18 protein-coding genes and 3 tRNA genes are annotated in these 20,422 nt (G+C 48.4%); 17 read left to right on the top strand and 4 right to left on the bottom strand.

Features of this window, described 5'->3' with window-relative positions; translation table 11 throughout:
* Positions 1-16: 16 nt before the first annotated feature.
* Both U2W12_RS03190 and ettA read right to left on the bottom strand, forming a co-directional pair.
* A complete protein-coding gene (locus U2W12_RS03190) occupies positions 17-1,156 on the bottom strand; it encodes a hypothetical protein (protein WP_326499226.1) in 1,140 nt (379 codons plus the stop codon).
* Positions 1,157-1,496: 340 nt separating this feature from the next.
* Complete coding sequence (gene ettA, locus U2W12_RS03185) at positions 1,497-3,164, bottom strand: energy-dependent translational throttle protein EttA (RefSeq protein ID WP_326499225.1); 1,668 nt, start codon at positions 3,162-3,164, stop codon at positions 1,497-1,499.
* 344 nt (positions 3,165-3,508) lie between these two features.
* Between ettA and csrA the strand changes: the two genes are divergently transcribed.
* The 4 genes from csrA to U2W12_RS03165 all read left to right on the top strand — a co-directional run bounded on the left by csrA (position 3,509) and on the right by U2W12_RS03165 (position 4,068).
* The gene (csrA, locus tag U2W12_RS03180) at positions 3,509-3,706 is read left to right on the top strand and encodes a carbon storage regulator CsrA (protein WP_326499224.1); all 198 of its coding nucleotides are present in this window, start codon (positions 3,509-3,511) and stop codon (positions 3,704-3,706) included.
* Between the two features lie 10 nt (positions 3,707-3,716).
* Positions 3,717-3,809 (top strand) — tRNA-Ser (locus tag U2W12_RS03175).
* 81 nt (positions 3,810-3,890) lie between these two features.
* Positions 3,891-3,967 (top strand) — tRNA-Arg (locus U2W12_RS03170).
* A gap of 25 nt (positions 3,968-3,992) precedes the next feature.
* A tRNA-Asn gene (locus tag U2W12_RS03165) sits at positions 3,993-4,068 on the top strand.
* A gap of 137 nt (positions 4,069-4,205) precedes the next feature.
* On the opposite strand, the gene U2W12_RS03160 is transcribed toward U2W12_RS03165, so the two are convergent.
* Positions 4,206-5,342: a site-specific integrase gene (locus U2W12_RS03160; protein WP_326499223.1), complete on the bottom strand. Its 1,137-nt coding sequence runs from the start codon at positions 5,340-5,342 to the stop codon at positions 4,206-4,208.
* Between the two features lie 13 nt (positions 5,343-5,355).
* Entirely contained in the window at positions 5,356-5,955 is a 600-nt protein-coding gene (locus U2W12_RS03155; RefSeq protein WP_326499222.1) for a hypothetical protein, read from the bottom strand.
* 120 nt (positions 5,956-6,075) lie between these two features.
* Between U2W12_RS03155 and U2W12_RS03150 the strand changes: the two genes are divergently transcribed.
* The 13 genes from U2W12_RS03150 to U2W12_RS03090 all read left to right on the top strand — a co-directional run bounded on the left by U2W12_RS03150 (position 6,076) and on the right by U2W12_RS03090 (position 20,111).
* A complete protein-coding gene (locus U2W12_RS03150; RefSeq protein WP_326499221.1) occupies positions 6,076-6,315 on the top strand; it encodes a helix-turn-helix domain-containing protein in 240 nt (79 codons plus the stop codon).
* Positions 6,316-6,374: 59 nt separating this feature from the next.
* Positions 6,375-9,689, top strand: coding sequence for a PriCT-2 domain-containing protein (locus tag U2W12_RS03145; protein WP_326499220.1), 3,315 nt, complete (start codon positions 6,375-6,377; stop codon positions 9,687-9,689).
* Between the two features lie 341 nt (positions 9,690-10,030).
* Positions 10,031-10,483 (top strand): hypothetical protein, encoded by a 453-nt coding sequence (locus U2W12_RS03140; protein ID WP_326499219.1) that lies wholly within the window; start codon positions 10,031-10,033, stop codon positions 10,481-10,483.
* A gap of 1 nt (position 10,484) precedes the next feature.
* Complete coding sequence (locus U2W12_RS03135) at positions 10,485-10,955, top strand: hypothetical protein (protein ID WP_326499218.1); 471 nt, start codon at positions 10,485-10,487, stop codon at positions 10,953-10,955.
* 26 nt (positions 10,956-10,981) lie between these two features.
* The gene (locus tag U2W12_RS03130; protein ID WP_326499217.1) at positions 10,982-11,608 is read left to right on the top strand and encodes a hypothetical protein; all 627 of its coding nucleotides are present in this window, start codon (positions 10,982-10,984) and stop codon (positions 11,606-11,608) included.
* A gap of 384 nt (positions 11,609-11,992) precedes the next feature.
* Positions 11,993-12,793, top strand: a complete 801-nt coding sequence (locus U2W12_RS03125) for a hypothetical protein (protein ID WP_326499216.1) — start codon at positions 11,993-11,995, stop codon at positions 12,791-12,793.
* Positions 12,783-13,487 carry a hypothetical protein gene (locus tag U2W12_RS03120; RefSeq protein WP_326499215.1) on the top strand — a complete coding sequence of 235 codons (705 nt, stop codon included), beginning with the start codon at positions 12,783-12,785 and terminating at the stop codon, positions 13,485-13,487. The genes U2W12_RS03125 and U2W12_RS03120 overlap by 11 nt, the downstream gene beginning before the upstream one ends.
* Before the next feature lie 73 nt (positions 13,488-13,560).
* Positions 13,561-15,108, top strand: a complete 1,548-nt coding sequence (locus U2W12_RS03115) for a site-specific DNA-methyltransferase (protein WP_326499214.1) — start codon at positions 13,561-13,563, stop codon at positions 15,106-15,108.
* Positions 15,108-17,771 (top strand): DEAD/DEAH box helicase family protein, encoded by a 2,664-nt coding sequence (locus U2W12_RS03110; RefSeq protein ID WP_326499213.1) that lies wholly within the window; start codon positions 15,108-15,110, stop codon positions 17,769-17,771. Before U2W12_RS03115 ends, U2W12_RS03110 begins: the two co-directional genes overlap by 1 nt.
* Positions 17,772-17,805: 34 nt before the next feature.
* Positions 17,806-18,141 carry a type II toxin-antitoxin system MqsR family toxin gene (locus tag U2W12_RS03105; protein WP_326499212.1) on the top strand — a complete coding sequence of 112 codons (336 nt, stop codon included), beginning with the start codon at positions 17,806-17,808 and terminating at the stop codon, positions 18,139-18,141.
* Positions 18,142-18,151: 10 nt separating this feature from the next.
* The gene (locus U2W12_RS03100; protein WP_326499211.1) at positions 18,152-18,688 is read left to right on the top strand and encodes a type II toxin-antitoxin system MqsA family antitoxin; all 537 of its coding nucleotides are present in this window, start codon (positions 18,152-18,154) and stop codon (positions 18,686-18,688) included.
* Complete coding sequence (locus tag U2W12_RS03095) at positions 18,681-19,160, top strand: hypothetical protein (RefSeq protein WP_326499210.1); 480 nt, start codon at positions 18,681-18,683, stop codon at positions 19,158-19,160. The genes U2W12_RS03100 and U2W12_RS03095 overlap by 8 nt, the downstream gene beginning before the upstream one ends.
* Before the next feature lie 393 nt (positions 19,161-19,553).
* On the top strand, positions 19,554-20,111 hold the full coding sequence (locus U2W12_RS03090; RefSeq protein WP_326499209.1) for a DnaJ domain-containing protein: 558 nt from the start codon (positions 19,554-19,556) through the stop codon (positions 20,109-20,111).
* The last annotated feature ends 311 nt before the right edge of the window (positions 20,112-20,422 follow it).

Here is a 20,422-nt window from a genome sequence, read left to right as displayed (position 1 = left end):
AAAATGGCGACAGTCCCTAATTTTGTTCAATCAACCACCGTCTAATGTGCGGGTCGCTCATTCGCCACAAGACATGATCGATAAAGTAGTGGTGGATGTTGATAAAGAGAGTGGTGGTCAAAAAACAATAGGCGATGCCATGCGTAGCCTGTGTATTAGCCATATCCAGACTGTGCGGAAAATACTCGAAAATCAGCCAGCCGCCGGCCAGCAATCCCAAAACGATGGCGGTTGCCGCGATGCCTTGATTCGCTTGATGTTTGAGGCGATTATTTTCCAGTGTGTGCACAAACGCCAGATATTGCAGAGAATGGAAAAACGGCACCCAGTATCCATAAAAATCGGCCTGACGCGTCCAGGGCAACCACCAAACATAGAGAGCAACACCGGCCACCAAAAACTGTGGGCTAGGTTTCTTACCACTCTGTTGATAGACCTGATATAGCACCACCCCAATGGCTGCCAGTCCCACCAAAACCAAAATTTTGCTTAGCGGCCATAACCAGTCGGGTAAATCCAGTGTCATATAGTGAAAGCCCCAAAATTGAGCTGATGTCTGGCTGATATTGCCACCAATAAAACTCAGCCACCATACCGACAGCAATGCATAACGAATAATGAGTCGCTGGTATTTGGTAAGCGTGTAATGGTCGTAATGGGCATACACCATCATGCAGCCGAAAGTTTGTTTGGTGTAATGCCAGCCGACGGTAAAAAACATCAGGTTGATCAGCAAACCCAACACAAAATCACGCCAGTAAGGCGAGGGGTAGAGTACGCCGACACTAAAACCTTCCGCTTGAATATGGTGAACGAACCGTTCCCATGCACTACCGGCAATTTCTTTGTCAAAATTCATATAGCCGACAATGATCACAAGCAGCAACAAGCTAGGCACTAACAATAGCGCCAGGGGGTGTTGTCGAATAAACCTCCCGTTGCGGGTATAGGCAAGTTTGTAGGAGGCTAGGAAATGCGGGTAATTGATGACTAAAGCCAGCGAGGCCGTGATGTAAGGCGTATTGTTAAAATAAGGTTTTATGGCGGGATGATCATGGTCGAATTGTAAAACCGTCATGATCAGCCAAAGCAGCAGACTGGCTCCGCCGAGTAACCAAAAATCTAGTGTTCGAGTTGTAAGTGATTTATTATTCATTTTTTGAACCCTGATGATGAACAGTTATCGAGCGGCAAACATCCTGGGATTTCGTTGTTACCACCGTTGCGGCAACCCCTTGTCGTACACATTTCGCGATGCCGTCATCACCGTTCCGGCAATGACATTAACATACATATTAGACTGTTTTTTAAGATGAGTTTTGCGATGATCGTACATCATCGTCGTGGCGTTGCCGGCATGATCTAGCCACGCCAGCATCTTTGCGATATCAAAAACCGGGGAAGGCCTCGTAATCGTTCAATCGTAATATTAATCGAACGCACGCGCCCAAGCAGCATGCTTGGGCGCGAGTGAAACCCAGGATTGAGTGAATTGTTTACTGCGTCAATTTCTTATACTTAATCCGATGCGGATTATCCGCATCACTGCCCAAACGGCGGTGTCTGTCGGCCTCGTAATCCTGATAGTTGCCTTCAAACCAAACCACCTGGCTGTCCCCCTCGAATGCAAGCATGTGCGTCGCGATCCGGTCCAAAAACCAGCGGTCGTGCGAAATGACTACCGCGCAGCCGGGAAACGCCAATAAAGCCTCTTCGAGCGCGCGCAGGGTCTCGACGTCGAGATCGTTGGTCGGCTCGTCAAGCAGCAGCACGTTGCCGCCGCTTTTCAACAGCTTGGCCAGATGCACCCGGTTGCGCTCGCCGCCGGACAAATCCCCTATTCTTTTCTGCTGATCCGCGCCTTTGAAGTTGAAACGGCCGACATAGGCGCGCGACGGCGTCTCATATTTACCGACCGTGATGATGTCCAGTCCGTCCGAGATTTCTTCGAACACGGTATTGTTCGGATTCATGTCGTCGCGGAGCTGATCGACATAGGATAATTGCACCGTTTGACCCATCGTCAACGCGCCCGAATCCGGCTGTTCGATGCCGGCCATCATTCGAAACAAGGTCGTTTTACCGGCCCCGTTCGGTCCGATGATGCCAACGATGCCGCCGGGCGGCAGTTTGAAGCTCAGATCGCTAATCAACAGCCGATCGCCGAATCCCTTGCTGATATTATCGGCATGAATCACCACGTCGCCGAGACGCGGCCCTGGCGGAATGTAGATTTCCTGAGTTTCGTTTCGTTTTTGCACTTCGACCGATGACAATTCCTCAAACCGCGCGAGACGCGCCTTGCTTTTCGCATGGCGGCCTTTCGGGTTCGATCGCACCCACTCCAGCTCGGCCTTCATCGTTTTTTGGCGGGAAGATTCCTGTCTTTCTTCCTGTTCCAGCCGTTTTTCTTTCTGTTCCAGCCAGCTTGAATAATTGCCTTCCCATGGAATGCCCGCGCCGCGATCGAGCTCCAAAATCCAGCCGGCGACATTGTCTAAAAAGTAACGATCATGCGTGACTGCAACCACGGTGCCCGGATAATCATGCAGGAAACGCTCCAGCCAGGCGACAGATTCGGCATCCAAATGGTTGGTCGGCTCGTCCAGCAGCAGCATGTCCGGATTCGACAGCAACAGACGGCAGAGCGCGACCCGGCGCTTCTCACCGCCGGACAATTTCGTCACGTCGGCGTCCCAGTCCGGCAGGCGCAAGGCATCGGCGGCAACTTCGAGACGGCGGTCAAGATTATGGCCGTCGCACGCATTGATGATGTCTTCCAGACGCGCCTGATCGGCAGCCAGTTTATCGAAATCGGCATCGGGCAGCGCGTAGGCGGCGTAAACGGCATCCAATTCGGCCAGCGTCGCCTTGATGTGAGCAACCGCTTCCTCGACATTGCCGCGCACGCTTTTAATCGGGTCCAGTTGCGGCTCCTGCGGCAGATAACCGATATGAATTCCCTTTTGCGGAACCGCCTCGCCTTCGATTTCCTTATCGATTCCGGCCATGATTTTCAGAAGCGTCGATTTACCCGAGCCGTTCAGACCCAAAACGCCGATCTTCGCGCCGGGAAAGAAGGACAGCGAGATGTCCTTCAGAATGTATTTCTTGGGCGGAACGATTTTCCCGACCCGATTCATTGAATAGATGTATTGCGCCATTTTGTTATGAACATGCAAGTTATGGGATGTGATTCGCCGCGAATTATCCCATGTTTTCTCGCGGAGAGGTAACCCAACAGGCCCATAAACTACTTAAATATGCCAGTATACGATCACCCCTTAAAGAAATTGACAAGAAACATCTCATTTTCAAAGCCTTAACAAGAAAAAATCGAAAATCGCAAAAAATCCGGCATGGAAGCATTAAGCAAAAAACCCGCCATTAATGAAAAAGAATGTTCGATAGGGTTTTTCATTAATGAAAATTGATGATATACTTTCCGCCTATGAGTTGGATGCTGTGTAAGAACAGTGAGTTTTCAATGTGATTAGGGAGAGAGGCTATGCTTATCTTGACTCGTCGAGTAGGTGAGACATTAATGATAGGTGATGAAGTAACCGTCACAGTTCTTGGAGTCAAAGGGAATCAAGTACGGATCGGTGTAAACGCACCTAAAGAAGTCTCGGTTCACAGGGAAGAGATTTACGAACGCATTAAAAAAGAACAAGCTGATTCCACAGACACAGACAGCTCAAAGTAAAAACCAATCCGGAGGGATGGCCGAGAGGCTGAAGGCGCTCCCCTGCTAAGGGAGTATGGGCCTATAAAGCCCATCGAGGGTTCGAATCCCTCTCTCTCCGCCATGTTTTCAAACTGCTCATAAAAAATTAAAAGGAATTGTTGACAACGAAAAAAAATTAAAGGATAATGAGCGGCTCAATTAGGCGCCCGTAGCTCAGCTGGATAGAGTACTCGGCTACGAACCGAGCGGTCGGGAGTTCGAATCTCTCCGGGCGCGCCAATCAATAAGTATATCGACATATCATTCCCCTGTAGCTCAGTCGGTAGAGCAGGTGACTGTTAATCACCGGGTCGGCGGTTCGAGCCCGTCCGGGGGAGCCAAATAAATCAAAGGCTTAGCTGTTTTTTTCAGCTAAGCCTTTTTTATTTCCTGTGTAATTTTGGTGTAATCACGTCAAAATTATTCAAAAAACGTTTCTCGTCACAATCCCCCCGTTCAGCTCCAATTTCTCGATGGATTAAGAGTTTTTTCGATATCTTTCCTGAAGCTTGTCCATTGCGGCTCCGATATGCTCGCCATTTTGATGAGAATAACGAACCACCATCTGCAAAGTCTTGTGCCCACTAATCCGCTGCACAGTTGGTAAATCCACACCAGCTTGAACCAAATGCGTTATGGCGGTATGGCGCAACGTATGACGCACAACTTGCTCCACATCGAGATCAGCGGCTTGCACAACACGCCGAAACGGTTTTTCAATGGAAATGGTGTGCCCTGCTTTGGAATCAGCGGGGAACAGCCACTCTTGACTTTGATGGGCACTTTCTAAATAACCGCTTAGAAATTTTGCAAGATTCTGCGTCATTGGCTGCTCCCTGGCTCCCGCCTTTGCCTTGGGAATGTAGATGATACGCCGTGCTACGTCTATATGCTCAAGGCGAATAGAAAGGATTTCCATTTTTCGCATTGAAGTTTCCAAACCGATAACGATGAACGGGTAGATATAGGGATTTTGATCATATCGAGCCGCCTCCAACAAACGGTCTATTTGATCAGTTGTTAAATAGGTTATCCTGGCGTTCCCTTCTTTCAGTCGCTTAATTTGAGCCGGCTTGTGATCCAGCCATTTCCATTCAACAGCCTTGGTAAATAAATGCGACAAGTCCGCAAGCTCACGATTTACCGTGCCCGGCTTTGCACCAGATTCCAGTCTTGCTTTTTTATATCGCTCCACTTCAAAACTAGTGATAGCTGCCAACGGCTTGTCTTTAAAAAAACCGGAAAGATGCACTCGCAACTGGTGGCGTTTTTTCGGTAAATTCTTTCCGCCCTCCTCCTCCAGTTTTTCAAGATATTTTTCTGCGGCTTGAGTGAAACCAAGCACAACTTTCCGCCCTTTGGGCAAATTCAATCGACCCTGCCTGGCATCAGTTCGCGCTTGCTCGACAAATTGCTCTGCCTGCTCCCGCGTTACCCCATCGCTTTCTTTACCAATCACACGGTGTATTCGTTGCCCGTCCACCATGATATTAACAGAGTAACGTCCATCTCCATTTGATAGCCGTTCGAATGTAATACCGTGTTCTTGAAGTTTTTCGCCTGCCTTGAGCTTGCGTGCATTTGTTCTGGTCAGCGTAGAAAATTTAAGCGCCATTATTGCCCCCCCCCTAAAACGGAATATCGTCATCGAAGTCGGTATTGTTATTTGTAGAAAAATTCCCCTTGCCCGGCTGTTTTTTTAGCCAAAATGACAATGGTTGAATGGTGCGCTCCATGATTTGAAGCAAATCTTTATGCTGCAAGTCGCCGTTGATACAATCCCATAGAGAACCCCACAGCGCCCGTACAGCTGGATAAATTGGCTTGCCATCCAATAATAAGCTCCATGTTTGCTCATCTTTTTCCCCTGGAATGGCCATATCTAATTCCTTAATTAGCTTCCAAAGTCTTTGTTCTTCATGGGTCAGCAGCTCCGGGTATGACATGGCTAATTTACAAAATCTGTCTGCCTCGTCCACATCCCAAAGCGTATTAATTTCATCATGCACTGTTAGCGAAGGATCGCCGTTGTATCCCGAGCCATGATAAATCTCCACCCTGTTCAGGCTGTCTTCTATCGCCCATTCGATAAAGCTAGATAACGTTCTTCGCTGTTTGCGCGCAGCTAGTTCAGCCAGATAGCGTAATTTTGGATCAAGCCTAACAGTTACGGTTTCGGACCGTGATAATTTGCCGCCACTGGCTTTTTTGGTTTCTTTTTCACTCATGTCATCCCCTTCGTAGTTTCCAAAAACTTCTGATTTATTCTATACGCACATGTGTTCTATTGCAATACATAGAATGTGATATTATTATTGTGCTTTCAATGGATGCATAAGGAATTTTTGATGACAAATAGTGTTTCAGCTATACAAATTCGCCTTTATCCCGATGGCCGCATGTGCGCCAAAGATGCATCGGAGTATGTCGGTCTCAGCGAGAAGACATTGGCTATGATGCGATGCAAAGGCACAGGTCCACGTTTCATCAAAAGAGGACGAATTTTTTATTTCAAAACGGATTTGGACGAATGGCTTGCAAGAGGCGCGGCAGTGAGCACCGCCCAATGCGGCAAGCAAAACGGGTAATTAGTTTGGCCGGCAAAAAAACATCTATTGCCTACTAACAACCTATCTCATAGCTGCCCATGCAGAGCCAATTGATCTTCGATAAAGCCCTAGCCGAAAAACACCTTTCGCTATTAGATGAAACCGCTGAACAGTTTTTGTTTTGCGCGTTCGATGACCAAAAAGAACGTAAAAACCCGGCGTTGACTTATATGCTGTTTTCCTCGTTGGATACCGCCTTACCCCAATTGGAAAAGCTCAACCGCCAAGGAGCGGGAATTTTTGTTTGCGTCAACCAGACGCACGGAAAAAAACGCAAAACCGACGATATTAACCGCCTACGCGCCTTGTGGATTGAAGCTGATCGACCCGGCGCTAAGCTTCCCCAACTCGATCCGCACTTTATTATCGAATCCTCACCAGGAAAAAGGCATTACTACTTTTTGCTGGATGACGCACCGTTGAAAATCGGGATATGGGAGACGGTACAACAACGACTGGTTGACGATCATGGAAGCGATCCGAATGCAAAAGACCGTTCGCGGGTATTGCGTCTTGCCGGGAGCTATCACATGAAAAACCCCGAGCAGCCGCATTTGGTAAGGATCGTTCAAGAATCTGGTGGTTTGCCTTATTCATGGCAAACCGTCGTAAGGGTATTACCTCCTGTTCAGCGTCAAGACCCCAAGCCGATTTTGGAACCCGTCGACCGACAGAAATTGCCGGATATCAAAGCAGCGCTTCGCTATCTTGACCCTGATTGCGATTATCAAGATTGGCTTAATATCGGCATGGCTATCCATCACGCTTGTAAAGGTGGCCAAGCCGGTTTTGATGCATGGGACCAATGGAGTGCAGGCGGTTTGTTGTATAAATGCGGCGAAACGGCTTACCGTTGGAATACGTTTCACACCCAAGGCAATGCCAACGGTCAAGTGACAGCCAACACCTTGTTTAAAAAAGCGCAACAAGGTGGCTGGAACAATCAAATTACGCCACAAGATGCCGGATTGCCTGGCAGTTTCCATTTGGTTAATGTCGATAAATTGCCGGTTTCTGAAACCTGCAAAATGCATATCAGGGACGGGGGCGAATCGAGGCCGCTGCTTAATGAGCTGATGAATAGCAAAGTCAGCGAGGCCAATATCCTCTCGATATTGCTGGATCAGCGCAACGCTATCGCCGTAAATGCGCTGGAGGATGCGGAACAGTTATTGCAATCTGCAAAAACCGAACGCGACAAACCGATTGCCGATGCTATTGCATTATTCGCCGCTTGGGATAAAAAGGACTTAGGCTTCCCTTTTGAACCTGAAGCGCTGGATGCGCTACAGCTTCTTAAAGAACATGCGATCAGCGATTACGAGCGTATCAAAGGCGAAATGCGCCAAGCCAAAGTCAGCTTGCGAGAACTGGACAAGGCGGTAAATGCGCACCGGCAAAACAAAACCCTTAACGCCATTGCCGACGGCACCCATCCCCGGCAAAGCCCTCAAAAACTGGATGCTTGGCCGTACACCATCGAAAACCAAGCGATAACGTGGAATAAGACCACGGAAAGCGGCACGATTGTCCCGGTTGAACTATGCAATTTCACCGCGACCATTCAACGCCAAATCATTCATGACGACGGCGCGGAAGAGCGCGGTGCTTTCGATATTGCCGGTAAACTACGTGGCGGCAAACATCTGCCCACCATCAATGTGCCGTTGGTTAAATTCGGCGGCATGACATGGATAACCGCCAACTGGGGCAACGAGCCGATTGTCTATGCCGGGCAAACCGTCAAAGACCATTTACGTTGCGCGATTCAAAAATTGTCCGGCAATGTCGAGCGTGTCACCGTCTACGGGCATATCGGCTGGAAAAAGATCGAAGGACAATGGCGCTACCTGCATCATGGCGGCGCATTAGGGGCTGATGATAATTTGGACAGCATCAGCGTCGATGTGGATGGCGGCGGCGCGATGCATCTCTATCGATTCCCATTATCTGGAATCAACGCCATTGCTGCCATCCAAGCCAGCCTTAAATTGTTGAATGCTGTACCGGATATTCCCGAAATCGGTTACCTGCTGCTGGCGACCACTTACCGTACACCCACCTACCAATGCCACCGGATCGATCAAGTTACCTACCTATCCGGCAAAACCGGCGCTGGCAAGTCGGAATTGACTGCATTGATGCTCGCGCATTTTGGTGAATTCAGCGCGCGCGATTTCCCGGCCAACTGGGAAGACTCGCCGACCGATTTGGAAATGAAAGCGCACCATGCGAAAGACAGCTTGTTTGTAATCGACGATTTTAAGCCTGTCGGCGGCAAGTCTGGCGTGGAAAAGTTACACGCCAAGGCGGATCGTATTTTGCGCGGCGCGGGCAACCAAGCCGGACGCGGGCGGCGGAGCGCAACCCTGGAAGCCCGACCCGCCTATTATCCGCGTGGTTTTATCGTATCCACCGGTGAGGATATACCCCGTGGCGAATCACTTAGGGCAAGGATGGTCATCGCGGAAGTCAAAAAAGGCGACATCGATTTTGCTGTGATTACCGAATTACAACAGGCCGCTGCCAATGGTTTGTTGCAAACAGCCATGCGCGGGTTCATCCAATGGCTTGCGCCGCAAATCGATACCTTGTCATCCCACTTAAAGACAACCATCGCCGATTATCGGCAACGCGACAATCTGCAATTTAGTCATCGCCGTGGCGTAGACAATTTCGCCAATTTAATGATTGGCTTAACCTTGTTTGCGGATTATGCGCTGCAAAACGGCGCTATCACGCCGGATCAACACCATGACTTGCTCAAAAACGGCGAAACGCACCTTTCCAAATTGATGGACAAACAGGGCGAGTTCCTAAACGACTGCGACGAAGTGAGCCGTTTCTTGAACCTGCTCAGGACGGCGTTCAATACAGGACGTGCCCATATTTCAGCACGGGACAATGGCCCGCCGTTCAGCGCCACAGCGCATTATTGGGGGTGGAAAACCATAGAAGACAACTTTGAAGGCAAACGGCTACAACCACAGGGTGACCGTATCGGCTGGCTGCTGGATGATTATATATGCCTTGATCCCGACGCCGCCTTTTCGACGGTGCAACGCCTAGCCAGTGATCAGCATCAACCGTTTGAAGTCACTCAACGCACGCTCTGGCGGCGCTTGCGCGACAAAGGCTTGCTGGTGGTCAACCAAGAGAACGCCAAAAACGAATCGCGGCATACCGTCAAGCGTTCGATTGCGGGGAAAAAGCAAAATGTCATCCAGTTAGCGTTGGCTGCGCTAGATGAAAGCGAAGGTTCCCAGAGTTCCCGAAACGAGACAGAAAACAATGCGGCAGAGCTAAGCGGCAATTTCCCGTGGGAAAGCATCATGGAAGCCGAACCGCAGTAACCGCAAATAGGTTTATAAAGTACGGGATGCATAAAGCCAACCAAACCGGGAACTCTGGGAACCTTTATTTGCTGCCGCCGTTTGTGTGCCTTGCGGCCTGCTTGGGCGGAGTCTTTTAATGTTTTCGACTGGGAACTGTGCTTTCAGAACTGGGAACGGTTCCCGTTTTAAAAGGACGGGTTCCCGGTAATTTTTCCAAGGGGCTCCCTTCGCTATGACCCCATGCCGCACCCGATAAGGGCAATGGGCAGGGTTCCCAGAGTTCCCGGTTTGGTCAACGATATGGCCACTCGGTTTTCACCAAATAGTTACAGAACTTAATCTAGGGTAAAGATATTCCAATGGCAAAACGCAAACAACAAACGTTTATCAAAGGCAGCGCCACCCATCGCCGCACCGAAGGCGATTATATGTCCGCACTCTTGGAAACCGTCACGCTGGAGGATTGGCAAGAAGTAGTCAGTAGTGCTCTTGCAGCCGCCAAACAAGGCGATGCTCAGGCGCGCGCTTGGCTGGCGCAATATCTAGTCGGCAAACCTGTTGGGAAAGCCCCGACGCCTTTAACTGTGGTGGTTCAACAACTCAATGGTGACAATCCGCTGATAAATCGGCTGGCAAATCCGGTCATAGACCAGTATAAATACCCTGATTCACACCGAAATGATGCTTGGGAAGCGCAAATAAAGGCGCTTGTGGCCGCAGAATTGGCGCAAAAAATACCAGACTTGGAAACCACCCAAAAGCCAGATTCGGCAAGGGTTACAGCCAATTTTGATAGTGAACAGAACGGTTAATTTGGCTAATGATTTCGGAAAATATTTTTTGGAGAAAACTTTGAATCAGCCCCTGAAGATTATTTACAACATCCTGCCTGAATTTGGCGGAGCTTATGGCTGGATAAAAAGAAATGGTGATGAAGGCAATGGCGTTGGCCCTTGTATTGGCTATTCAAGCGGCTGGTATGGCGATCATCCAGTTTCGCAAGAACTTCAAGATCATTTTTCCGAGTGGCAAATGAAGTTTGAACGCGAAGTTTCGGTATGGGGCAATGAGGAGGCGTTTGATTGGTCAACGTTTCACGAAGTAGGCTTGGAATTATGCGTTCGACTTAAACAGGAAATTGGCTATGCCGCCCGAATCATTTACCAAAAAGCAGGTGAAGACCCAAATTGTGACGTCGAAAATCGGCTGGAGGTTCTTGAAGACGGCAACTACTTGGTTATAAAGCGCAGGCGTGAACTTGGATTCGCCTTCGAAAATAAGTGAAGTGTTAATAATTTTGGAATACGACAATGGGCGGATTCGGTAGCGGCAGGAAATTTGGGGCGGATTGCACGGAAGATTGCCGCTCGATTGATATAAGGCGCTGGCAGCGGGAAGGCTATTTGACGCCCGGACAATACTTGGATTGGCAATGGCTGCGCAACGGTGAAAGAGTCGCCGCGATTGGCGTCAAAGTTGAAAGCGGCCAGTTACGTTTGATTTATTCTTATCACAGGAATGGCGACGAATGGGAAAGCCTGGATTATCCGGTCAGATTGCAAACGACTGCCTGTAATTATGGTGGGCTGCGCTATTGGTTCACTTGCCCGGCGGTTGGATGCGGTCGGCGTGTGGCAGTGCTGTACCTGGGTGGCAAATATTTTGCTTGCCGCCATTGCTACCGTCTTGCGTATAAAAGCCAACGGGAAACGGCAGACGATAGAGCGAGCCGTAGGGCGGACAAGATCAGGGACAAGCTGGGTTGGCATCGCGGCATCCTCAACTTGCCGGGCGGCAAGCCAAAAGGGATGCATTGGAAAACCTATTACCGATTGTTCGCCAAGCACAACGAGCATTCAGATCGGGCGCTGGTCGGGATTGCTGCGAAATTAGGGATGTTGAATGATAGGCTAGCGAATATACAAAGCAACATGTGACCAGCGCCAGTTAGCCAAAGGCAGCAATAAAGTCCAGACATTAAAAACGCTGATAGCCTGGAGTCTACTTTAAAGCTATAATTTACAGCCGAATTCGGCTTAAGTACCGTCCACGAGAAATTCAATTTCAACCATCAAAATCCGAGAGGTGGATCATGACAACGGCAAATTCGCACATGAAACGCCTGTAAGTGAGTTACAGACGGTCGGCTAAAGCCCAAAATATATTCAGTTCCTGCTTCCCGATTGGTGGGTTAATGAAATAGCCGATGCACCAGCAGGCTTACCGCACTCGCTAAAATTAGACGGTAGACGGTTTAAAGAAGATGAAATTACTTTACTACAACCCCATCTTATGGAAATACCGACTAGCCGCACTCGTCAATGATGTCTATTAACACGAGTAATATCGACTTAGTAATCCAATACTCGCTCTTAGCGGCGGGCGATGAGGACGATTGTTTTGATCGGCAGCTCGGCCCCATTCACATCATCAAATACGTTTATCTGGCAGACCTGAGTTTCGCTAGATCGAACAATGGGCAGTCTTTTACCGGCATTGACTGGCAATTTTACAAATTCGGCCCGTGGTCTCAAGCAGTTCATGCCCGAATAGAACCCGCGCTTAACGCCATTCATGCAAACAGAAAGCAATTTGCTAGCGACTATGACGACAAAGAAGATTGGGTAAGGTGGGACTTACATGACGACAGATTATTAGACGAGAAACGGCGCGCTCTTCCTTCTTCTATCACGATGCACTTGAAGCCTATTATCCATAAGTTCGGAAAAGACACGCCAAGCCTATTGGATTACGTTTACAAAACAAGACCAATGCTGTCTGCGGCTCCGAACGAGCGCCTAGACCTCTCGCTTGCAGTTGATAACACGCCAAAAGCTGATGAATGCCCCCAGACGCTTCGAATGGATCAACTTTCCAACAAGAAGAAAAAAGAGTTGCGGCAAAAAATGGCTGGTTTGCGTGAATTGCACAAAAAGAAAAAATCGGAAGCGCCCAAGCTGATAAACCCAGTGATTAATCCTCGATATGACGATGTTTATGCAGCGGGTATCGCTTGGTTGGAATCACTAGGTGACGAACCCTTTTCTCCCCGCACCATCACGGCGGAATTTTCGAGCGATGTCTGGAAGTCGGCCACTAGGAAAGGTGAAGATGTTTCCTGAGGATAGCCTGCAATCCATCATACAACCCAGCGACTGGTGGGTAAAAAACGAAAACAAGAAACTATGCAGGGGTGCCCTTGTTATCACGTTTTCGCCTCATGTAGACCAAATACCCTATACATTCGAGCCTGTCGGGCGTAACGCAGCCACTGAACACCACTCGGCGACCGTTAAGGTCTCGCCACTGAAAGTTGACCGGCCGCTGAGCCAAGTCAGTCTCCCTGTCGCGGCCATGACTTTGCACGAAAAAGAAGTCTGGGCCGCGTACCGCGCCAAGAAAAGGCCATCCTTGGTTTTTAGTTCTGAGACCATTCCCGTTGATAAAGCCCTCACTCGTGGCAAGCCCAACCATGCCACCGCCCCAACGTTTCTGGCCGCACCTTATTACGGCATTGATCAAAATGGCAAACGCGCCGGATATAGCCCAGAGTTTATTGAAAGGGTTCGCCATTGCGAATATCCGCAATTCCATTGGGACAAGTTGCCCATTTCCGGCGCTGAGGAATCATTGCTCCGCTTGGATCATCTCCAACCGTTTGGTGCACATCACGATTCTTACAAAATTTTGGATTATAGGTTAAGCGATGATGCGATGGATATTCTTGACGATTTACTTCGCTGGCTAATCTGGGGAGGCGTGGCCGAAGACAGCATGATTTTGGCTTACCGGGAACTAATTGACTCCACTTTTTAATACCTAATACTGTACGGCTCTTGAACGATCCCTGCCGTAAATCCCACTTTGTATAAAGGACTAAATCCAATCCATGCCTTTACTCGATTGGCTCAACAAAGCCGAAGCCGTGCGCGCCGCGCAAAAAGTGCCTTACCGTTTACTTGAAGCGGTGCCGGAACTAGGCGCGGGCGATCCCAATAGCGAAAATATGTTAATTCAAGGCGACAACCTGCAAGCCTTGAAAGCCCTGCTGCCGCTGTATGCCGGTAAGGTGAAATGCATCTACATCGACCCGCCTTACAATACCCGCTCGGCGTTCACGCATTACGACGACAACCTGGAGCATTCCTTGTGGTTGAGCCTGATGTATCCGCGTCTTGAATTATTACGGGAACTGCTGGCGGAAGATGGCAGTATCTGGGTGTCCATCGACGACAACGAAGCGCATTATTTGAAGGTGATGATGGATGAGGTGTTCGGAAGAAATAATTTTATTGTTGATGTTTCATGGAAAAAACGAGATGGCGCACCAAATGATAGAAAAATAGGCGCCACTCATGAACATATATTGGTTTGGGCAAAATCGAAATCAAGTGACTCGAAGAAAACCAAAGCTGAAGAATCCTTTAATTTAATGCCGAGAACTGAGAAGGCTGATTCCCAATATCAAGAATTTGATGAACCAATCGGTCGTGATCCCCGAGGCGCATTCAGAAAGATCGATACTACAGCGAATGGTAAAGGCGGTCGATTTGTAGAAAGCCTCTATTATCCAATAACTAATCCATATACAGGCGAAGAAGTCTGGCCTCGTCAAGGAACTTGTTGGCGACATAATAGGGAAGAAATGATGCGTCTACAAAATGAGAATAGACTATTTTGGGGGGCAAAGGGAACTGCTAAAACACCGATGAGAAAACTTTTCAAATTCGAAGCAAAGCAAGGAATGACAACCCCGTCAATTTGGGATGATACTGGATTCAATCAGCATGCAAGCGCAGAAATAGAAAAGTTATTTGGTGAAAAAGCGGCTTTTGAAACTCCGAAACCCGAAGCGCTGTTATTTAGAATAATTCATATAGCCACAAACCCAAATGATTTGATCTTGGACTCTTTCTTAGGCTCCGGCACCACTGTTGCCGTAGCCCACAAAATGCAGCGCCGCTACATCGGCATCGAAATGGGCGAACACGCGCAAACCCATTGCCAGACGCGCCTGAAAAAAGTTGTCGAAGGCGAACAGGGTGGCATTTCCAAAGCCGTCAACTGGCAAGGGGGCAGCGGCTTCCATTTTTTCCGCTTGGGTGAGCCGATTTTTGACGAATACGGTTCCATCCATCATAACGTACGTTTCGCGTCTTTGGCGGCCCATATCTGGTTTTGCGAAACCCGTATACCACTGGCAAAAACTGCCGATTCGCCGTTGCTGGGCATCCATGACGATACCGCCTATTATCTGCTGTACAACGGTATTCTCGGCGACCGCAGGCCGCAAAGCGGCAATGTGCTGACGCAAGCCGTGCTGGACAGCTTGCCGCCGCATACCGGGCGCAAAATCATTTACGGCGAAGCCAGCCGTTTCGGTAAGGCACGGCTGGAGGCCGAAAATATCGTATTCAAGCAAATTCCGGCGGTGTGATGTTTGCGTTAAAGGATTATCAAACCCGCGCCTTGACGGCGTTGTCGCAATTCCTGAGCGCCGCGCGAAGCGGCCCGGTTGCCGAAGCGTTCAAGCAAAGTTATCTCGATCAGGGCTTACCGCCCGTTCCCTACCGGCATTACGATTTCGGCGAACTGCCTTATGTGTGTTTACGCTTGCCGACCGGCGGCGGCAAGACCGTACTGGCTTCTTATGCCGTGAGCGTGGCGCAAAAAGCCTATCTGGAACAGGATTACCCGGTGGTGTTATGGCTGGTGCCGACCAACACGATCCGCGAACAAACGTTGGAGGCCTTGAAAACCGTCGGACATCCATACCGTCAAGCATTGGAAAACGAATTCGGGCTGGACCGGTTACGGGTGTTTGATGTCGGCGAAGTGACTCAAATTCGCCGCCAAGACATAGGCCGCAAAACCTTGGTTATCGTCGGTACATTGGCTGCGTTGCGCGTGGAAGATACCAGCGGGCGTAAAGTATATGTGCATCATGAGGACTTCGAACCGCATTTTGTCGGCGTTGCTGACCCGGAACAGCGTTTGGAACGCATCAGCGAAAAGGATTTGCAGGAAAACGGTTTACGCCGTGAGGACATCGACAAGATCAAAGCCTCGTTTGCTAATTTGCTGGCCTTGCATCAGCCGTTGGTAATTATGGACGAGGCGCACAACGCCCGGACAAAACTGACCTTCGACACCTTGAAACGCCTGCATCCCGCTTGCATTATCGAGTTCACCGCGACACCCGATAACAGCCAGACATCCTCATCTAATGTGCTGTATCGCTGTTCGGCTTCGGAACTCAAAGCCGAGCACATGATTAAGCTGCCGATCGTGTTGACCGAGCATAAGGACTGGCAAGCGGCGGTGCGCGATGCGGTGTTGACCAGCAAGAAGCTGGCTTTGGAGGCGCACAAGGAAAGCGATTTTATCCGGCCTATCGTGCTGTTCCAGGCCGAAGCGAAAAACGGTGCAGTAACCGTTGAAGTGTTGAAGGCGCATTTGGTTGAGCAACTGCATATCGACGAACGAGAAATAGCGATAGCGACCGGCAAGCAACGCGAGTTGGATGGTTTAAACCTGTTTTCTAGGGCTTGCCCGATCAAATACATCATCACCATTGAAGCCTTGAAGGAAGGCTGGGACTGTTCGTTTGCCTATGTGTTTTGTTCGGTCAAGGACGTTAAATCCAGCAAGGATGCCGAACAGTTGCTGGGGCGAGTGCTCAGGATGCCTTATGCCAAGCGGCGCAATAGCGAAGCGTTGAACCGGGCGTATGCGCATTTGGCCTCCCCGGATTTTTCGATTGTCGCCAAGCAGCTTACCGACAAGCTGATCGACATGGGGTTTGAGGCGTTGGAAGTTGCCGAAAACTTGCTGCAAGGTAACCCAAACCAGAAAGACATATTTGAAGGCGAAGAGAGTGATCCAGCGCCGCAGATTGAACCGACCTTGCGTTTTGAAATGAAAACCAAGCCTGAGTTGCCGCCGGAGGCGGCGACAAATGTGGTGGTGACGACTACGCCGCAGAATACCTTTAGCGTTGAGATTAAAGGCGAAGTGTCCCCGGAAACCAAAGCGCAATTGCTCAAGACGGTGGCCGGCACACAAAAGCAACAATTCAGTGCGCAAATTGAGCTGCATAACCAACGGGTAATTGTGGCGCGCGTACCGTCGCAGCGGGGTGAAGTGTTTGCGCCGTTGCCGCAACTATGCTGGAAACAGGATGATTTTTGGCACTTGCTCGATAGCGATGCCTTCATGCATTGGCGCGGTGAATGGTCATTGCTGGACTATCCTGCAGAATTGTCGAATTTCAAACTGGCGCAGACCGAACATACTTTTGAAGTGGATATGGCCGGTAAAAAGCTGGTGTATCGCTTGGCTGATCAAAACCAAGCGTACAACCTGGATTGGGTGGAAAGTGGCTACACCGAAAACGATTTGTTATTCTGGCTAGAACCTCAGGTACGACAAATCGGTTTGATTCCAGCGCAGTTACGCGCTTTTTTAACCAAATTGATTGCCAACCTAACCAAGTCGCAAGGTTTGCCGCTTACCGGCTTGGTGCGTAGTAAGTATGCGCTGGCGCGGGCGGTACGCGAACAGATTGAATCATATCGGAAACAAGCAGCTGACAAGGGCTTTCAGCATGCGTTGTTTGAGGAAAACAACAACTTGGAAACGCGATTTGACCATGTGTGTGAATTTTCGCCAGGCTATTACCCGGCCCGACCGCCTTTTTATGAAGGCCGCTATCAATTTTCCAAGCATTTCTATTCAGTGATTGAGGATTTGAAAGAAAGCGGCGAAGAATTTGAATGCGCCAAATTGATCGACAGTCATCCAAAAGTAAAGTTTTGGATTAGGAATTTGATCAATCGGGACGGCGTGGCGTTTCGTCTACCCTTAGCAAAAGGCTGGTTTTACCCAGATTTTGTAGCCGAATTGGTCGATGGTCGGTTGTTGGTCGTTGAGTACAAAGGCAAGGTGTATGCGACCAATGACGACTCCAGGGAGAAGCGGGCAGTTGGCGAATTGTGGGCACGGAAAAGCTGCGGCAAATGCTTGTTTTTAATGGCGGAAGCGAAAAACACACAAGGGAAAGGTGTTTTTCAGCAGATTGATGAACTGATTGGTTTGTAAATCTCTATTGCAAAATCACACATAACTAACCATAATGGTTAACGAATATAAAGCAGCTTATCATCCTGCCTACGAGCTTAACGACATTCGCCAATCCGCCCAGCAAGGCAAATTCCGCTATGAGGGGCGCAAAGTCAACTCGGATATTAGAAATCTTGGCTATACCGGCGAGGATGTGAAACGTTGCATCGCTGGCTTGACTGCCAGTCAATTTCAAAAGTCTTTGCAGTATCAAAATGCCATTTACGATGTCTATATTTGCGATTATGAACAACATGACGATGCTGTTAAAGATCGGATTTATATGAAATTACGTTTGCTGGCAAACGGTGAAATACAGGTCGGTATTGGGTCTTTTCATTTAGCATGAGCGAAGAACTATGAACAAAGCAATTTGCGCGGATTGCGGAGCGGATGCCTTGCAAGCATTCACGGAAATCGAGCAGTTTGACTATAAAGGCCATTTGTTAAGCGCGGAAGTTGAATATTCTGTTTGCGCCAAGTGCGGAGCAGAGGCTATTTTGCCCGATCAAATTAAGCGTAACGATTGCCGCGTGCGCGATGCCTGGCGCAAGGTGGATGGTTTGTTGACCGGCTGCGAGATTGTGGGGTTACGCGCGAAATTGGGACTAACCCAACAACAAGCCGCGCAATATTTTGGCGGCGGCACGAATGCGTTTTCCAAATATGAGCGGGGGGAAGTCATCCAAAGCGCCGCAATGGATAAATTGATGCGTTTGGCGCTGGAAGATCAGCCTGTCGATGTCGGCCAATGGTTAAGCGACCATTCCGGTTTGCATAAAGATGCACCGCAAGCAGGATATGGCAAGGTTATTCCCTTTAAGCCGAAATCCAAGCCTCTATCTTTGATAGCATCGCCTATCGCTGAAAATTATCAAGAATTGAATCATGGATAAAGCATTAATTGCCGAAGCTTCAAAAAAATTGAGGCTTAGAAGTATCATACTTTATGAAGGTAATTTAAAACGCTTTGAGTCTCTGCCTGAAGCGGGTGAGCTGGGGCAACAAATAAAATCAGGCGTAAAAAGCGAAATACTTAGCTATTCGGATGTGGATGAGCAATCGCCTCTTTTTCGGGTATTTACCGATTTAGGGGTTAGAGTGGTGAAGTTGACTGGTGAACCTGAAACCGAACCCGAGCCACTGTTCCAAATCGAAGCTATTTTTCAGATTGATTATGAAATGACTGACACCGTTGAACAAGCAGCATTGGAAGAGTTTGCAAAATACAACGCTGTCCATAATGTATGGCCTTTTTGGAGGCAATACGTGTTTAGCATGGCAAACCAAGCAGGCTTACCCTGCCCCGAAATTCCATTAAACACCTGCTTTCAAAGTCTGGAAAATGATAGTGAAAAGCCTGTGTAATTTTGGTGTAATCATGCTTAGAAGTTGCCATATTTTTTGAGAAAAAATGATATACTTCAAATCCTATTTTATTCGATAATTTTTATGTATATCAAACAATTAAGAAACAAACAGAATTCTATGGAACAGAAGATCCATTTACTGTTAATCACCGGGTCGGCGGTTCGAGCCCGTCCGGGGGAGCCAAATAAAACTAAAGGCCTAGCTAGAAATAGCTAGGCCTTTTTTATTACCTTTTATTTTTGGGCAACCTATTGGCAATTATTAAAAGGAAAAGGAAGTGAGCGGGTTTTGATACGCGCATTTAAAAAATCGGTCTTTTGATCCCGCTGTTTTATATTGGATATCTTATAAGAAAAGCAAAAAGATAACTTCTCTCGTTGTGCCGCCTTGATGAATAAAGATTACTACCGTGTTTTAGGCTTAAGCCATCATGCTGAAGACGTGGTGATTCGTGCCGCGTTTAAGCTGCTGGCTCATCGCTATCATCCCGACAAACGGACGGAAAACCAAGAGCAAGCCAATCAGCGGATGTCGGAAATCAATGAAGCCTACAACCATTTATCCGACTCCTTGCTAAAAGCCCGATACGATCAACAGCATAATAACTTTGCAGATGACTCGGATTTCTATCAAGTCTTAGGGCTGTTAAATAACGTTGACGCCAAGATGATTGATGCTGCCTATAGTGCATTGGCACACAAATACAGTAACTCAACCCAGCCTGCGCTTCGTGAAAAGCGACTGAATGAGATTAATCAAGCCTACCAGATATTAGCAGATACCAAGAAGCGCAAGATTTACGATCTCAAATTTAAAACCCAGTCCTTTTTATTCCAATCACGGCAAAGCTCCGGGCTTAGCCTGTGGAAAATCTATCTAGCTTACAATGTGTCATTCTGGCTCTTAATTGCTGTCATCTTGGGCTTATCGATGTTAATCCATAACTAAAGAAAAGTTAATGCCATGAAGGCTCGCGAACAACCCTCATCTGTTGCAAATAGGCTACATTATTTGCCAGTGATTTGAACCCGCCAGATCAAATTTAGATTTACATAGCTAAGTATCCAGCCGCACTTTCCCCCAAAACTTAAATTTTGCGAAACAGATTTTTCAATCAAAAAAGGTTTCGCCCCCCTCTATTTAGAGTCTACTCAGAAAACACTATCTGTTTGATTTAATAGCTAAATCAGTTATTTTTCGTTGCTGTAAGTGCACGGTTTTTGACCAACCCACGCTTAAATCCGTGCACCCTTTTTGCC

It is taken from the genome of Methylomicrobium sp. Wu6, from assembly GCF_035916875.1.
Lineage (GTDB): Bacteria > Pseudomonadota > Gammaproteobacteria > Methylococcales > Methylomonadaceae > Methylomicrobium.
This window is presented reverse-complemented; position numbering and strand designations above follow the sequence as displayed.

What these genes read in the sequence shown, in the direction of transcription:
- U2W12_RS03190 (WP_326499226.1), bottom strand. Translation starts at nt 1,156, where the DNA reads ATGAATAATAAATCACTTACAACTCGAACACTAGATTTTTGGTTACTC.
- ettA (WP_326499225.1), bottom strand. Translation starts at nt 3,164, where the DNA reads ATGGCGCAATACATCTATTCAATGAATCGGGTCGGGAAAATCGTTCCG.
- csrA (WP_326499224.1), top strand. Translation starts at nt 3,509, where the DNA reads ATGCTTATCTTGACTCGTCGAGTAGGTGAGACATTAATGATAGGTGAT.
- U2W12_RS03160 (WP_326499223.1), bottom strand. Translation starts at nt 5,342, where the DNA reads ATGGCGCTTAAATTTTCTACGCTGACCAGAACAAATGCACGCAAGCTC.
- U2W12_RS03155 (WP_326499222.1), bottom strand. Translation starts at nt 5,955, where the DNA reads ATGAGTGAAAAAGAAACCAAAAAAGCCAGTGGCGGCAAATTATCACGG.
- U2W12_RS03150 (WP_326499221.1), top strand. Translation starts at nt 6,076, where the DNA reads ATGACAAATAGTGTTTCAGCTATACAAATTCGCCTTTATCCCGATGGC.
- U2W12_RS03145 (WP_326499220.1), top strand. Translation starts at nt 6,375, where the DNA reads ATGCAGAGCCAATTGATCTTCGATAAAGCCCTAGCCGAAAAACACCTT.
- U2W12_RS03140 (WP_326499219.1), top strand. Translation starts at nt 10,031, where the DNA reads ATGGCAAAACGCAAACAACAAACGTTTATCAAAGGCAGCGCCACCCAT.
- U2W12_RS03130 (WP_326499217.1), top strand. Translation starts at nt 10,982, where the DNA reads ATGGGCGGATTCGGTAGCGGCAGGAAATTTGGGGCGGATTGCACGGAA.
- U2W12_RS03125 (WP_326499216.1), top strand. Translation starts at nt 11,993, where the DNA reads ATGATGTCTATTAACACGAGTAATATCGACTTAGTAATCCAATACTCG.
- U2W12_RS03120 (WP_326499215.1), top strand. Translation starts at nt 12,783, where the DNA reads ATGTTTCCTGAGGATAGCCTGCAATCCATCATACAACCCAGCGACTGG.
- U2W12_RS03115 (WP_326499214.1), top strand. Translation starts at nt 13,561, where the DNA reads ATGCCTTTACTCGATTGGCTCAACAAAGCCGAAGCCGTGCGCGCCGCG.
- U2W12_RS03110 (WP_326499213.1), top strand. Translation starts at nt 15,108, where the DNA reads ATGTTTGCGTTAAAGGATTATCAAACCCGCGCCTTGACGGCGTTGTCG.
- U2W12_RS03105 (WP_326499212.1), top strand. Translation starts at nt 17,806, where the DNA reads ATGGTTAACGAATATAAAGCAGCTTATCATCCTGCCTACGAGCTTAAC.
- U2W12_RS03100 (WP_326499211.1), top strand. Translation starts at nt 18,152, where the DNA reads ATGAACAAAGCAATTTGCGCGGATTGCGGAGCGGATGCCTTGCAAGCA.
- U2W12_RS03095 (WP_326499210.1), top strand. Translation starts at nt 18,681, where the DNA reads ATGGATAAAGCATTAATTGCCGAAGCTTCAAAAAAATTGAGGCTTAGA.
- U2W12_RS03090 (WP_326499209.1), top strand. Translation starts at nt 19,554, where the DNA reads ATGAATAAAGATTACTACCGTGTTTTAGGCTTAAGCCATCATGCTGAA.